Source organism: Gordonia sp. SID5947 (genome assembly GCF_009862785.1).
Classification (GTDB): domain Bacteria; phylum Actinomycetota; class Actinomycetes; order Mycobacteriales; family Mycobacteriaceae; genus Gordonia.
In genome coordinates, this window is sequence record NZ_WWHU01000001.1 from 4147767 (window position 1) to 4160086 (window position 12320).

The 12320-nt window shown below is 65.5% G+C and carries 14 protein-coding genes; 13 read left to right on the plus strand and 1 reads right to left on the minus strand.

Annotated elements, in window-relative coordinates; all coding sequences use genetic code 11:
- The first annotated feature begins 9 nt into the window (after window positions 1–9).
- The 13 genes from GTV32_RS18940 (at window position 10) to GTV32_RS19000 (ending at window position 11418) form a co-directional block, all read left to right on the plus strand.
- Window positions 10–675 carry a nitroreductase/quinone reductase family protein gene (locus tag GTV32_RS18940; RefSeq protein ID WP_237421591.1) on the plus strand — a complete coding sequence of 222 codons (666 nt, stop codon included), beginning with the start codon at window positions 10–12 and terminating at the stop codon, window positions 673–675.
- Between the two features lie 4 nt (window positions 676–679).
- Window positions 680–1660 (plus strand): Gfo/Idh/MocA family oxidoreductase, encoded by a 981-nt coding sequence (locus tag GTV32_RS18945; RefSeq protein WP_161061617.1) that lies wholly within the window; start codon window positions 680–682, stop codon window positions 1658–1660.
- A 41-nt stretch (window positions 1661–1701) separates the two neighbouring features.
- On the plus strand, window positions 1702–2178 hold the full coding sequence (msrB, locus tag GTV32_RS18950) for a peptide-methionine (R)-S-oxide reductase MsrB (protein ID WP_161061618.1): 477 nt from the start codon (window positions 1702–1704) through the stop codon (window positions 2176–2178).
- On the plus strand, window positions 2175–2723 hold the full coding sequence (gene msrA / locus GTV32_RS18955; RefSeq protein WP_161061619.1) for a peptide-methionine (S)-S-oxide reductase MsrA: 549 nt from the start codon (window positions 2175–2177) through the stop codon (window positions 2721–2723). Before msrB ends, msrA begins: the two co-directional genes overlap by 4 nt.
- A 246-nt stretch (window positions 2724–2969) precedes the next feature.
- On the plus strand, window positions 2970–4340 hold the full coding sequence (locus GTV32_RS18960; RefSeq protein ID WP_161061620.1) for an FAD-dependent oxidoreductase: 1371 nt from the start codon (window positions 2970–2972) through the stop codon (window positions 4338–4340).
- 257 nt (window positions 4341–4597) lie between these two features.
- Window positions 4598–5899, plus strand: a complete 1302-nt coding sequence (locus GTV32_RS18965; RefSeq protein ID WP_161062638.1) for a glycine betaine/L-proline ABC transporter ATP-binding protein — start codon at window positions 4598–4600, stop codon at window positions 5897–5899.
- Window positions 5896–6759, plus strand: a complete 864-nt coding sequence (locus GTV32_RS18970; RefSeq protein ID WP_161061621.1) for an ABC transporter permease subunit — start codon at window positions 5896–5898, stop codon at window positions 6757–6759. Before GTV32_RS18965 ends, GTV32_RS18970 begins: the two co-directional genes overlap by 4 nt.
- 43 nt (window positions 6760–6802) lie before the next feature.
- Window positions 6803–7798 carry a glycine betaine ABC transporter substrate-binding protein gene (locus GTV32_RS18975; protein WP_161061622.1) on the plus strand — a complete coding sequence of 332 codons (996 nt, stop codon included), beginning with the start codon at window positions 6803–6805 and terminating at the stop codon, window positions 7796–7798.
- 213 nt (window positions 7799–8011) lie between these two features.
- Complete coding sequence (gene thpD / locus GTV32_RS18980) at window positions 8012–8899, plus strand: ectoine hydroxylase (RefSeq protein WP_161061623.1); 888 nt, start codon at window positions 8012–8014, stop codon at window positions 8897–8899.
- 112 nt (window positions 8900–9011) lie between these two features.
- Window positions 9012–9470, plus strand: a complete 459-nt coding sequence (locus GTV32_RS18985) for a MarR family transcriptional regulator (protein WP_343287391.1) — start codon at window positions 9012–9014, stop codon at window positions 9468–9470.
- Window positions 9471–9592: 122 nt separating this feature from the next.
- A complete protein-coding gene (locus GTV32_RS18990; RefSeq protein WP_161061624.1) occupies window positions 9593–10081 on the plus strand; it encodes a MarR family transcriptional regulator in 489 nt (162 codons plus the stop codon).
- A gap of 14 nt (window positions 10082–10095) precedes the next feature.
- Window positions 10096–10956, plus strand: a complete 861-nt coding sequence (locus tag GTV32_RS18995) for an SDR family oxidoreductase (protein ID WP_161061625.1) — start codon at window positions 10096–10098, stop codon at window positions 10954–10956.
- A 51-nt stretch (window positions 10957–11007) separates the two neighbouring features.
- On the plus strand, window positions 11008–11418 hold the full coding sequence (locus GTV32_RS19000; RefSeq protein WP_161061626.1) for a nuclear transport factor 2 family protein: 411 nt from the start codon (window positions 11008–11010) through the stop codon (window positions 11416–11418).
- Window positions 11419–11436: 18 nt separating this feature from the next.
- Here the strand turns inward: GTV32_RS19000 and GTV32_RS19005 are convergent, their stop codons facing one another.
- A complete protein-coding gene (locus GTV32_RS19005) occupies window positions 11437–12213 on the minus strand; it encodes an enoyl-CoA hydratase-related protein (RefSeq protein ID WP_161061627.1) in 777 nt (258 codons plus the stop codon).
- Window positions 12214–12320: the final 107 nt, after the last annotated feature.

Consider the following 12320-nt stretch of genomic DNA (forward strand, 5'->3'; position numbering starts at 1 on the left):
TACAGCCGTATGGTAGACGCGGTCAGATGGGTCGGTTCCGGTGCGGTGGTCGTGGTGGGCCTTGGATGGGCGCTCTGGGTTGTCGATCCGACGGCGCCGTCGTCCCCGATCCAGCCATGGATCATCACGGGCGTGATGGCGGCCAATGTGGCCGTGACCGTCGCCGCGCCTGTGATGAAGCGCCGGGCGGTGATGATCGTCCAACGCTGGGGCGTGAACCCTGTGGTGCGGGCGATGTTTCGGATCGGGTTCGTCCCGTTCGGCTTCGCGCTGATCGAGACGACAGGCCGGCGGACCGGTCGGACCCGCACGGTACCGGTGGGCAATGGGCGGGTGGGTGACACGTTCTGGCTTGTTGCCGAACACGGTCTTCGCGCCGGGTATGTCGCCAACATACGGGCGAATCCCGATGTGCGGGTCCGGCTTCGGATCGGGCTACGGTTCGTCTGGATCGAAGGTGTGGCCATCGTGCTCGTCGGCGATGATCCGTCCGCGCGTCAACGTGAGTTCTGCGGTCTGCGGCCGCTCCGCTGGTTGAACGCCATGAATGTTCGTGCATTCGGCGCCTCGCCGGTGACGGTCCGGATCGATCTGGACATGTCGAGTTCCCTCGGGCGCGTTCCGCGGTTGCGGGGTGAGCGTTCCGCGGAACGCTCATCTCCGGCGGCACAATGAACCCATGATCCGCATCGCCACTGTCGGTACCAGCAAGATCACGCGTTCGTTCATCGACGCTGCGGCATCGGTGCCGGAGGTGAGCGTGACCACTGTGTTCTCGCGCGACGGGAAGCGGGCGGCAGAGTTCGCGGCCGATGCCGGGGTGCCGGGATACGGTGCGGATCTCGATCAGGTGCTGAGCTCCCCGGACGTCGACGCGATGTACATCGCCTCTCCCAACGGGATTCACGGCGAACAGGTGTTGCAGGCCATCCGGGCCGGCAAACATGCTCTGGTGGAGAAGCCCGCTGTGCCGACCGCCGCCGAGTTCGAGCGCGTGACCGAGGCGGCAGCAGAAGCAGGCGTGATCGTCCTCGAGGCGATGCGCAATTGCTACGACCCCGGTTTGACCGCTGTCGGGGAGCTGGCGCGCGCCGATCTGGGTGCCGTCCGTCGCGCCTCGTTCGCATACTGTCAGCGCTCGGCGCGCTATGACAAGGTTCTCGCAGGTGAACGGGTGAACATCTTCGACCCGGCGTTGGCAGGCGGCGCGCTGATGGATCTCGGTGTGTACACGGTGGCGGCGATGGTGCAGCTCTTCGGTGAACCCGACCAGGTGTTCGCGGCGTCGGTACCGATCCCCGGAGGAGCTGATGGGTCCGGCGCCGCATTGACCGTTCACGACGGGTTCCTCGTCGACCTCGCCTATTCGAAGATCACTGCATCGGATCGGGTCAACGAGATCCAGGGCGAGCGCGGGACGCTCACCTTCGATCACGTCGCCCAGCCGACGTCGGCACGGGTGTCGTTGCTGGACGGGACGGTCACCGAGCATTCATTCGAGGGGCCGGCGAACAACATGGTCCACGAGGTCCGCCGGTTCGCGGATCTGGTGGCCGGATCGGGCGATCCTTCCTCCGACCACGCGCGCACGATGGCGACTCTGAGGGTCGTCGAAGAGATTCAGGACGCGCGGGACCAAAATGCGCAACGCGGTTGTTGATCAGTGTGTCGCCGCAGCCAGCGGCGCCAGGAGGAGGAAACGTGACCAACGAATACCGCAAGACCCCCGAGGCCGTGAGCGCCCTCACCGATACGCAGTACCGCGTCACGCAGCAGGAAGGCACCGAGCCGGCCTTCCGCAACGAGTACTGGGACAACCATGAGGCGGGCATCTACGTCGACGTGGTGTCCGGACAGCCCTTGTTCTCGTCGACCGACAAGTACGACAGCGGCACCGGTTGGCCCAGTTTCACCAAGCCGATCGAGTCCGACGCGGTCACCACGACGACGGACCGGAAGCTGTGGATGCGCCGCACCGAGGTGCGCTCATCCGGCGCCGACAGCCACCTGGGCCATGTCTTCGACGATGGGCCCCGGGACGCAGGCGGACAGCGGTACTGCATGAACTCGGCCGCGCTGCGTTTCGTCCCGGCCGAGGAGCTCGAAGCGCAGGGCTACGGCGCGTACCGCGACCAGTTCGACGATGATCCGACCACCACCGAGGAGAACGCATCATGACCAACGACACGGGACAGATCACCCGTCGCCCCGGCACCGAGACGGCTGTTCTCGCCGGCGGTTGTTTCTGGGGGATGGAAGATCTCATCCGCCGTCAGCCGGGCGTGCTGGACACCAGGGTCGGGTACACAGGCGGGAGCAATGAGCACGCCACCTATCGCAACCATCCCGGTCATGCGGAGGCGGTGGAGATCGTTTTCGACCCAACACAGACGTCGTACCGCGACATTCTGGCGTTCTTCTTCCAGATCCACGATCCGACCACCAGCAACCGTCAGGGAAACGATGTGGGCACGAGCTATCGGTCCGCGATCTTTCCGCTGTCGCCCGAGCAGGAGCGGATCGCGCGGGACACGATCGGTGACGTCGACGCCTCAGGGCTGTGGCCGGGCAAGGCGGTGACGACCATCGAGCCCGAGGGGCCGTTCTGGGAGGCCGAGCCGGAGCACCAGGACTACCTGCTCAGGTATCCGACGGGGTACACCTGCCACTTCCCGCGGGTCGGCTGGGTCCTGCCCAAGCGCGAGGACGCCGGCTCCCGATGACCAGACGATAGAAGAACGAGAAGCCGCCACCCGGATCACGGGTGGCGGCTTCTCGTCGTTGGTCAACGGTCCCGGGCAATGCGCCTCTCGGCAAGCGGCCGCTCGAAGCGGCGAAAAGGGGTGGGGCCCGGGGCAGAGATCCCGAGACCGTCGCGCTGTTCAACGGGGTGCACCGGACATCTATTCCCGGGTGGTTTGAGAGTGGTTCGGAGCACACCGGTCAGCGCTGACCGCTACCCTTGCCGCATGCATTGCGTGGTCGTGGGTGGGGGACTGGCCGGACTGGCGTCGGCGGTGTGGCTTGCCGAAGCAGGGCAGCGCGTGACGTTGCTGGAGCGACGCGGATCGCTCGGCGGGCGGACGATCGCGATGCCGGTGGCCGCGGTCGACGATGTCCCTGACAACGGGCAGCACGTGTTCGCGAGCGGGTACGAGCATCTGATGCGGTATCTCGACAGCGTCGGCACACGTGAGAGCGTCGCCTTTCCGGGGCACATGACCATCCGGATGCCCGGCGGTGCCACCCGTCGGTCTGCCTTCGGCGGCGTAGCCGGCCTCCGCGCGGCTGTCGGTGACCTGCCGGGGGTCACCGGCTTGGATCGATGGCGTACCGCCAGGGCCCAGGTCACGCTGATCAAACAGGCACTACGGCAACCGGACTGGCTCGACGACATCACCGCCGACGAGTGGTTCCGCCGGATCGGGATGCCGCAGTCGGCACGAGAAGCGTTGTGGGACGGCATTGTCATCGGGTTGACCGGAGACAAGCCCGACATCTCCTCGGCAAAGGTGCCGGCCGATCTCCTGGTGACCGGCATCCGGCGGGCACGCGAGAGCAGGACGCCGATCTCGATCGGTTATCCGACAGTCGATCTGGACACCCTGTTCATCGACGGTGCCGAAAAGGTCTTCGCCAACGCCGGTGTGGAGGTGAGGCATCGAGCGGTCGTCGCATCGGTCGATGTCGCCGACGGTGCGGTCGCCGGGGTCACGCTCAGCGACGGCGAGCACATCTCCGCCGATGCGGTGATCTGCGCAGTGCCGGTGTGGGGCGTGAAAGGCCTGCTCGATCAGGTGCCCGGGCACGAACAGATCTACGCAGCGGTGGACAACCTCACGCCGGTCCCGATCGTGAGTGTGAACCTCTATCTCGACCGCGCGATCGGGATGATCGATTGGGGTGAGATCCTTTACGGCGGTGAGGGAGTGCTCGAACAGGTGTGGGATCGCCAGCGGATGCACGACCGCGACTCGTCGCGGCACCACCTCTATTCGACGACGGTCTCTGCGGCATACGAGTTGACCGGGAAGTCGAACGCAGAGATCACCGAGATCCAGATGGAGATGCTTCGCAAGTACTTCCCAGCCGCCGCCGATGCCACGGTGATCCACAGTCATGTGGTGCGGATGCCGAAATCCACGTTCGCGCAACGGCCTGGAACCGCCGGTATCCGGCCTGATCAGCGGACGGCAGTGAAAGGGCTGGCCCTGGCCGGGGATTGGACGCGTACGGACTGGACCACCACGATGGAAGGTGCATGCCAGAGCGCCGCGCGGGCCGTCGAGGTGATCCTCGGTGGTGCGCAGCGGCCAGTGCATCCCGCGAATTCCGTGTGACCGATTCGCGAAGGTCGGCGACGGCACATGCCGCTCCGATACAGGGCTAATGCTGTGGCGCACCCGTGACCTGACTATGGTGACAACCGAACAAACCGACGAATAACGGCCACGGATGCGCACCCGCGTCATCCGGAAGGTGACCGCTGTCGCCGGCCCGCAAGGGTCACGAGAGACGCGGCCAGGACCGGAAAGGTAAGGGTTTGGCGACTCCATCCCCGAGCGAAGCTGTCCAGCCGGACACGCCGTCGCACGACATCGCACTACGCGCAGAACACGTCTACAAGATCTTCGGCAGGCGTGAGAACGAGGTGGTCAAACGGTTACGTGCGGGTGCGGATCCCGACGACCTCAAAGAGATGGGCACCGCTGCGGTCATCGACGCGAGTTTCGAGGTGGCGGCCGGAGAGATCTTCGTCGTCATGGGTCTCTCCGGGTCCGGGAAATCGACCCTGATCCGGACCCTCAACGGGCTCTGGAAGCCGTCGGCAGGCAACATCCACATCGGCGACACCGACATCACGACGATCTCGGACAAGGCGCTCCGAGGGGTCCGTCGCGACAAGATCTCGATGGTCTTTCAGCATTTCGCCCTGCTGCCGCACCGAACGGTCCGGGACAACGCGGCGTATGCGCTCAAGGAACAGGGCGTCGGCAAGTCCGAACGACTCGAACGTGCCGATCACTGGCTGGGGGTCGTCGGCCTCGAAGGCTGGGGAGATCGACTTCCGGGGCAACTGTCGGGTGGCATGCAGCAACGCGTCGGCCTGGCACGAGCCCTGGCAGCGGAAACGGACATCCTCCTGATGGACGAGGCGTTCTCCGCGCTCGATCCGTTGATCCGCGGCGAGATGCAGGATCAGCTCATCGAACTCCAGTCGAGCCTCGGCAAGACGATCATCTTCATCACCCACGACCTCAACGAGGCGATGTACGTGGGTGACCGGATCGCCGTCATGAGGTCCGGGCGGATCGTCCAGATCGGCACCGCGGAGGAGATCCTCACCGATCCCGCCACCGACTATGTCGCGAAATTCACCGCGGAGGTCGACCGATCGCGCGTCCTCACGGCGAGCTCGGTGATGGAACCCGCGACTGCGGTGATCGCCCTGTCGGCGGGACCCCGCCGAGCCGTGAACGAGATGCGGCAGCACCAGACCTCGGGTGTTCTCGTGGTCGACCGTGAGCGACGACTCCTCGGCTATGTCACCGACGACGACGCCGTCGCGGCGGTGAAATCCGACCAGAAGGAATTGGCACCCTTGTTGCGAAAGGAATCGCTCGTCTCCGTCACCGAGTCCACACCCGTGGCAGAACTGTTCGCGCCGGCGGCCGAATCGCCGGTGCCGCTGGTGGTCACCGATGACGACGGACGCCTGCGTGGTGTTGTGCCCCGGGTCGGGTTGCTCGCCTCGATGGCGCCGAGGGAGACCGCATCTGCGACCGATGGCGCAGAGGGAGTTGGCGCAGAGGGAGTTGGCGCAGAGGGAGTTGGCGCAGAGGGGGCGGTCTCCGGCGACTCCGCCGTCGACGACCGTGAGGGAGGTGAGGCATCGTGAGTCTCGCCAATCCACGCTTCAACCTCGGTGACGCGGTCGAGGACGCCTTCGACTGGATCACCGAGCACGCGTCCTGGCTGTTCGACGCGATCAAGACCGTGATCACCGGGTTCTACGACGCGCTCTACGACGTGCTGTCGAGCCCGATCTACTACGTGATCATCCTGGTCCTCGCGGCGCTCGCACTGCTCGCCGCGGGGCTTCGAAAGGGGTGGCCGCTGGCCGTGTTCACCCTGATCGGCTTCTATCTCATCCGATCATTCGACCAGTGGCTGAACGCGATGAGCACGATCGCACTGGTCCTCGTCGCCGTGATCATCGCTCTGGTGATCGCCATACCGACCGGCATCCTCGCCGCGCGTAACCGATACGTCTCCGCAGTCGTGCGTCCGATACTCGACCTGATGCAGACGCTCCCGGGTCTGGTCTACCTGGTTCCGGTGATCATCATCTTCGGCATCGGGCCGACGCCCGGCGTCGTCGCGACGATCATCTTCGCGATGCCACCGGGCATCCGCTTCACCGAGTTGGGGATCCGCCAGGTGGATGCGGAAGTGGTCGAGGCGGGCCAGGCGTTCGGATCGAGCCCTGGCCGGATCCTGCGGCAGATCCAGATCCCGCTCGCGATGCCCACGATCATGGCGGGCGTCAACCAGGTCATCATGCTGGCGCTGTCGATGGTGGTGATCGCCGGATTCGCGGGCGCAGGTGGACTCGGTGGCCAGGTCAACGAATCTCTGCAGACCCTGAACCTGGCGTTGGGAGTCGAAGCCGGCCTGTCGGTGGTGATCATCGCCGTCTACATGGACCGACTGAGTTCGGCGATCGGAAATCGCGGCCGGTTGGCGAACGCACAGTGATGCGGCCCCAGACATTTCGCGGCGTGAAAGAGGTAGGAACGAGATGAAGAGAAGGTTGGGTGTCCTCGCGGCAGTCGTGACCGTCGGTGCCCTGGTGCTCGCCGGCTGTGGAGCGAAGAACACCAACGCCGAGTCCGAAGCCGTCGGCAACGCCGGTACCTCCGACGCCGTGAGCAAGTACGCGAACTGCTCGCTCACCGAGGGGGCCTCCGACGCCACGAATCTCGATGTCGGGGGCGGTGACAAGACCATCACCATCGCCGCGTTCAGCGGATGGGATGAGTCGACGGCAACGGCATACCTGATGAAGAACATCCTCAACAAGAACGGCTACACCGCTGACGTCAAGACTCTCGACGCCGCGGCCGGTTTCACCGCGGCCACCAAGGGTGACGTCGACGTGATCACCGACGTGTGGCTGCCGGTGACACATGAGACCTACATCAAGCAATACGGTGACCAATTGGAGCCGCTCGGATGCTGGTACGACAGCGCGCGCCTGACCATCGCGGTCAACAGCTCGTCGCCTGCCAAGTCCATCGCCGACCTCAAGAACATGGGCGCTGACTACAACAACACGCTCGTCGGTATCGAGCCGGGTGCCGGCGAGACCGGGGTGGTCCAGAACACGATGATCCCCGCCTACGGTCTGCAGAACATGACCTTCCGGACGTCGTCGACGTCGGCGATGCTCGCGTCGATCAAGAAGGCGGAGGCCGAGAAATCCAATGTGGCGGTGACGTTGTGGAAACCGCACTGGGCGTACGCGGCCTTCGACATCCGTGACCTGGAGGATCCGAAGGGCGCGATGGGCGGCAAAGAGGGAATCTGGAACTTCGCCACCAAGGGCTTCGGCGAGTCGAATCCGAAAGCGGCCCAGCTGCTGAAGAACCTCGTGGTTCCCGACGAGGAACTCTCCGATCTGGAGAACCTCATCACGCAGAAGTATCAGGGCACCAACCCGGATGCCGCGGTAGACGAGTGGCTCGCGACCCACCCGGACTTCGCGAACCAGCTGCAGACGGGCGAGCTCGAGTAGCACTTCGCACGTCACACTCCGACCAGTGCCTGCGCGGCACCGACGAGGTCCTCGAGACCGGCGCCGGTGCCGCGCATTCGTCTGCGCTGCGATACGCAGCAGGTTTGCTTAGGCTGTCCGATCCGAGTAAGTCTCAGGTGGGCGCCCATCGGGCGTATGACAAGTCAACATCCGGCCATAGATGCCTATTGAGGGAAAGGATCAAACTAGATCGTGGTAACTCAAACAGCAACTCGCTCTGTCGATGTGTATCGCACACGCCTGTCGGAGCACAGTCAGATCGAGCCCCGACCTCATCCGGTGGTCTGGGCGGACATGAACGCCCCCGGCCCCCTGTCGGGTCCAGAGCTCCGACGATACGACGAGCGCGGATATCACACCGCTTCGTCGGTGATCAGTGACGACGACATCGCGCGCTGTCTCGATGACGTGCACGCGGTCACCGATCGTCTCGGGGAGGACGATCGGGTGATCCGCGAGTCCACGAGCGGAGACGTCCGGTCCCTGTTCGCGGTGCACCAGCTCAGTGATGTGGTCGCCGAGATCTGTGCACGTGACGAGATCGTCGGTGTCGCAAGACAAATACTCGGCGACGACGTCTACGTCCATCAGAGTCGGGTGAATCTCAAGCCGGGCTTCGCGGGTGGGCCGTTCTATTGGCACTCCGACTTCGAGACGTGGCACGCCGAGGACGGGATGCCTGCCCCACGGGCGCTCAGTGTCTCGATTGCGTTGACGCCCAACCACTCCTACAACGGGGCGTTGATGATCGTGCCCGGATCGCACAAGCGATTCGTCAGTTGTGTCGGCGAGACCCCTGACGGCTACCACGAGGAGTCGCTGGTGTCCTACCGTCCGCCGTTCGGGACGCCGGAGGAGAGTGACGTCACCGAACTCGCCGACGAGTTCGGCATCGACACGATCACCGGGCCGGCCGGTTCGGCGCTCTACTTCGACTCCAATTGCATGCACGCGTCGTCGGGCAACATCACGCCCTACCCGAGGAGCAACCTCTTCGTGGTCTTCAACGCGAAATCAAATGCCCTGCGGGAGCCGTTCGGCGCCCCGCAACCGCGACCGGACCATCTGGCGCACAGGTGATCTGACCGGACGTCGAGGAGGGGTGGTCGCTGTGGCGGCCGCCCCTCGACGTCTCGGCAGCGCCGTAAAGGAAACCTGTGCAGCGTCGTCGCGGGACGAATAGAGTGGTCACGTGTCCGCTGCGTTCGCATCCCCAGACGATTCGGACGGGACTGTCGCCGAGACCGCTGACGTACTGTACGCACTGATGGCGGACTTCGTGCGTCAGCGGCCGCGCGACATGAGCATGACGTCCGCGGCCACGCTCACCGCACTCCGCCAGCGCGGCCCGCAACGTATCACCGCCCTCGCCGCCTCCCAGGGCGTCGCGCAACCGTCGATGACCTCGTTGATCGCCTCGCTCGAGAAGTCGGGTCTCGTCCGGCGCCGAGATGATCCGGCCGACCGGCGTGCCAGTCTGATCGAGCTCACCGCAGCGGGTCAGGAATACATCGTGGACCGTCGACGGCAGGTGACCGATCGGATCGGTGAGCACATCGAGAGCCTCCCGACCGATCAGCGCTCGGCACTCGCCGCAGCTCTCTCGGCGCTGCGTGGGCTCGAGGAACTCGCGGCCGCAGACGTGCCGTGAACGCCGGCTGGATGTCGCGGGACGTTGGCGATCTCCGCGGCGCATATGTATCCTACATATGTATGGTGCACACGCGATTTCATGCGTAGATTGTCCGATATCACGGAGGGAAGGTCGGAGACATGTCAGGTGCTGGTGACGCATCGTTCTGGCCGTCGCCCGTCCATCGTGACCTGGCCGAGGAGCTCCTGCGGATGGGGCGCCGCAAGACCAATGTCGTTCCGGGCACACGGCTGGAGGCATCTGCGTTCGCGATCCTCTGGGTGCTCTCCGATGACCGGCCGCGCACTCTGCGGGAACTCAGTGAAGAACTCGATCTCGAGCAGTCGACGGTCAACCGGCAGGTCAACGCCGCCATCAAACACGGTTATCTCGAGCGCTTCGAGGTCGAAGGGCAGATCAGCCGGCTGATCCGACCGACCGCCGACGGCCTCGAGGCCTTCGAACACGACGGGATGCGACGCGCCGACCGCCTGATCAGGGTCTTCGCCGACCTCGCTCCCGGCTCGCCGGAATCTCTCCTCCACGAACTTCGTGCCTTCAACGACGCCTACGAACGAACCACCGCGCGGCAGGACGAGCAGCAGGGCGCGCGCCAGCACGCGCACTGAGTACGAGGGAGCTCATGGGGACATTTGTGGTGACCGGTGCTGCATCAGGCATCGGCAAGGCGTGTGCCGAGCGCCTACGGGCGGCGGGGGAGACGGTGATCGGCGTCGACGTGCGGGATGGCGAAGTGGTCGCCGATCTGTCGAATCCGGAGGGCCGTCGAGCAGCGATCGCAGAGGTCGCGGCCTTGGCGGGCGGGCGGCTCGACGGCGCGGTCATGGCGGCCGGGATCGGCCCCGGCGCGGATCGCGAGCGGATGATCGCCGAGGTCAATGTCCTCGGAGTCACCGAACTCCTCGACGCCTGGCAGGCGGCGTTCGCCGCAGCCGGTGACGCCCGGGTGGTGGTCTTCGGTTCGAACTCGACGACGACCACGCCGATGGTCCCGCGCCGCGCCGTCCGCCGATTGGTCGCAGGCGAACTCGACGCGGCGGTGAAACAGATCCGCCGCCGGAGAGGTGTGTCGGGCCCGGTCGCATATGCGGCGTCGAAGATCGCGGTGACGCATTGGTGCCGGGCGCGGGCGGTGACCGACGACTGGGCCGGCTCGGGTATCCGCCTGAACGTGCTCGCCCCCGGTCCGGTGCTGACGCCCCTGCTGCGATCTCAGCTCGAGAGCAGTACCGGATCGCAGGTTCGGGCGTTTCCGCTGCCGAGCCGTCGGTTCGGAACCGCCGAGCAGATCTCCGACTGGGTCATGACGATGCTGTCGCCGGCTGCGGACTTCCTGGTGGGGAGCGTGATCGTCGTCGACGGCGGCACCGACGCACTCATCCGTCCGCGCGATTGGCCACGGCCGCTACCGTTGCAATCGGTTCCACGTCTCCTGTGGGCCATGTACCGGGCGCCGCGCGAGGGCCGGGTCGCCCAGTATTGACGTCACGGCCGCGCTCGCGACAGCCCGACCGACCGATCGAGAGGATCTGAGATGCCGAGTTTCCGTGAGGCGATCGACGCCCGCGACCTGGACGCTGTGGAGGCGATGCTCGCCGACGACGTGGTGTTCCGCAGTCCCGTCGCGTTCACACCCTACGAGGGCAAGGCCATCACATCGGCGATCCTGCGCGCCGTCGTCGAGGTGTTCGAGGATTTCCGCTACGTGCGTGAGATCGGTGCCGCCGACTCGGTCGACCATGCCTTGATGTTCGAGGCGAAGGTCGACGGGCTGGCGATCACGGGGTGTGACTTCCTGCGTTTCGACGACGACGGGAAGATCGTCGACTTCATGGTGATGGTGCGTCCGCTCCGGGCGGCCGAGGCGCTTGCTCGTGAGATGGGAGCGCGTTTCGAGGACATCGCGAAAACCGCTGCGGCCGGCGGGGCCTCACACCCGGCATGACAGTTCACCGTCTGGTCGTCAGGGCAGGGTGGTGAAGTCCGGGGCGCGCCCCTCGGCGAAGGCGGTGAGGGCTTCGGTATTGGCGGGGCCGCCCATCAACTCGGCGAACGCCGCGTTCTCGCGGTCGCGGGCCGCATCGATCTGCGCGCGGATGGGTTCGTTCATCGTCCGCTTCACCGCGATCAGGCTGGAGATCGGCTGCCGCGCAAGCTGTTCGGCATGTGTCGTCGCGACGTCGAGCAGCTCGGCCGGCTCGCACAGGCGCCACGCCAGACCGATGTCGACCGCCTGCTCGGCGGAGATCCACTCCGAGGACATCAGCAGCCATGCCGCTTCCTGTCGGCCGAGCAGACGCGGCAGGAGATACGACGACGCCGCCTCGGGTGCGACACCGAGGCTGGTGAACGGGCACTTGAACCGCGCAGCGGTCGACACGAATGCCAGGTCGGCGAAGCCGAGGATGGTGGTTCCCAAACCCAACCCGAGTCCGTTGACCGCGCAGATCAACGGTTTGGGAAAGGCCACGAGGGCGTCGATCAGACCGGGGAATCCGTATCGTCCGGGCACGAAGTCCGGATCACCGACCCGCTGCGCCATCTCCTTGAGATCCGTTCCGGCGGTGAAGGCCCGGCCGTTTCCGGTCAGGAGTACGACGGCGACGTCGGGGTCGTCGGCGGCGTCGATCAGCGCCTGCGCGGTGGCGTCATAGAGCGCCTCGTCGAACGCATTCAGGGCATCGGGCCGGTTGAACGTGAGGGTACGTACGCGATTGTGGGTCTCGATCAACAGTTTCATCGGCCAGCCTTCGGGAGCGATACCAATCTCATGGTCGCATCGTAGCCACACCGTGTCGGCTTCGGCCGCGTCGGTATCCGACCACCGGGTGCGTCGCGTGCGTGCGA

Excerpts from the sequence above, each read along its gene's own strand:
- GTV32_RS18940 (WP_237421591.1), top strand. The coding sequence starts at position 10 with ATGGTAGACGCGGTCAGATGGGTCGGTTCCGGTGCGGTGGTCGTGGTG.
- GTV32_RS18945 (WP_161061617.1), top strand. The coding sequence starts at position 680 with ATGATCCGCATCGCCACTGTCGGTACCAGCAAGATCACGCGTTCGTTC.
- msrA (WP_161061619.1), top strand. The coding sequence starts at position 2,175 with ATGACCAACGACACGGGACAGATCACCCGTCGCCCCGGCACCGAGACG.
- GTV32_RS18960 (WP_161061620.1), top strand. The coding sequence starts at position 2,970 with ATGCATTGCGTGGTCGTGGGTGGGGGACTGGCCGGACTGGCGTCGGCG.
- GTV32_RS18975 (WP_161061622.1), top strand. The coding sequence starts at position 6,803 with ATGAAGAGAAGGTTGGGTGTCCTCGCGGCAGTCGTGACCGTCGGTGCC.
- GTV32_RS18990 (WP_161061624.1), top strand. The coding sequence starts at position 9,593 with ATGTCAGGTGCTGGTGACGCATCGTTCTGGCCGTCGCCCGTCCATCGT.
- GTV32_RS18995 (WP_161061625.1), top strand. The coding sequence starts at position 10,096 with ATGGGGACATTTGTGGTGACCGGTGCTGCATCAGGCATCGGCAAGGCG.
- GTV32_RS19000 (WP_161061626.1), top strand. The coding sequence starts at position 11,008 with ATGCCGAGTTTCCGTGAGGCGATCGACGCCCGCGACCTGGACGCTGTG.
- GTV32_RS19005 (WP_161061627.1), bottom strand. The coding sequence starts at position 12,213 with ATGAAACTGTTGATCGAGACCCACAATCGCGTACGTACCCTCACGTTC.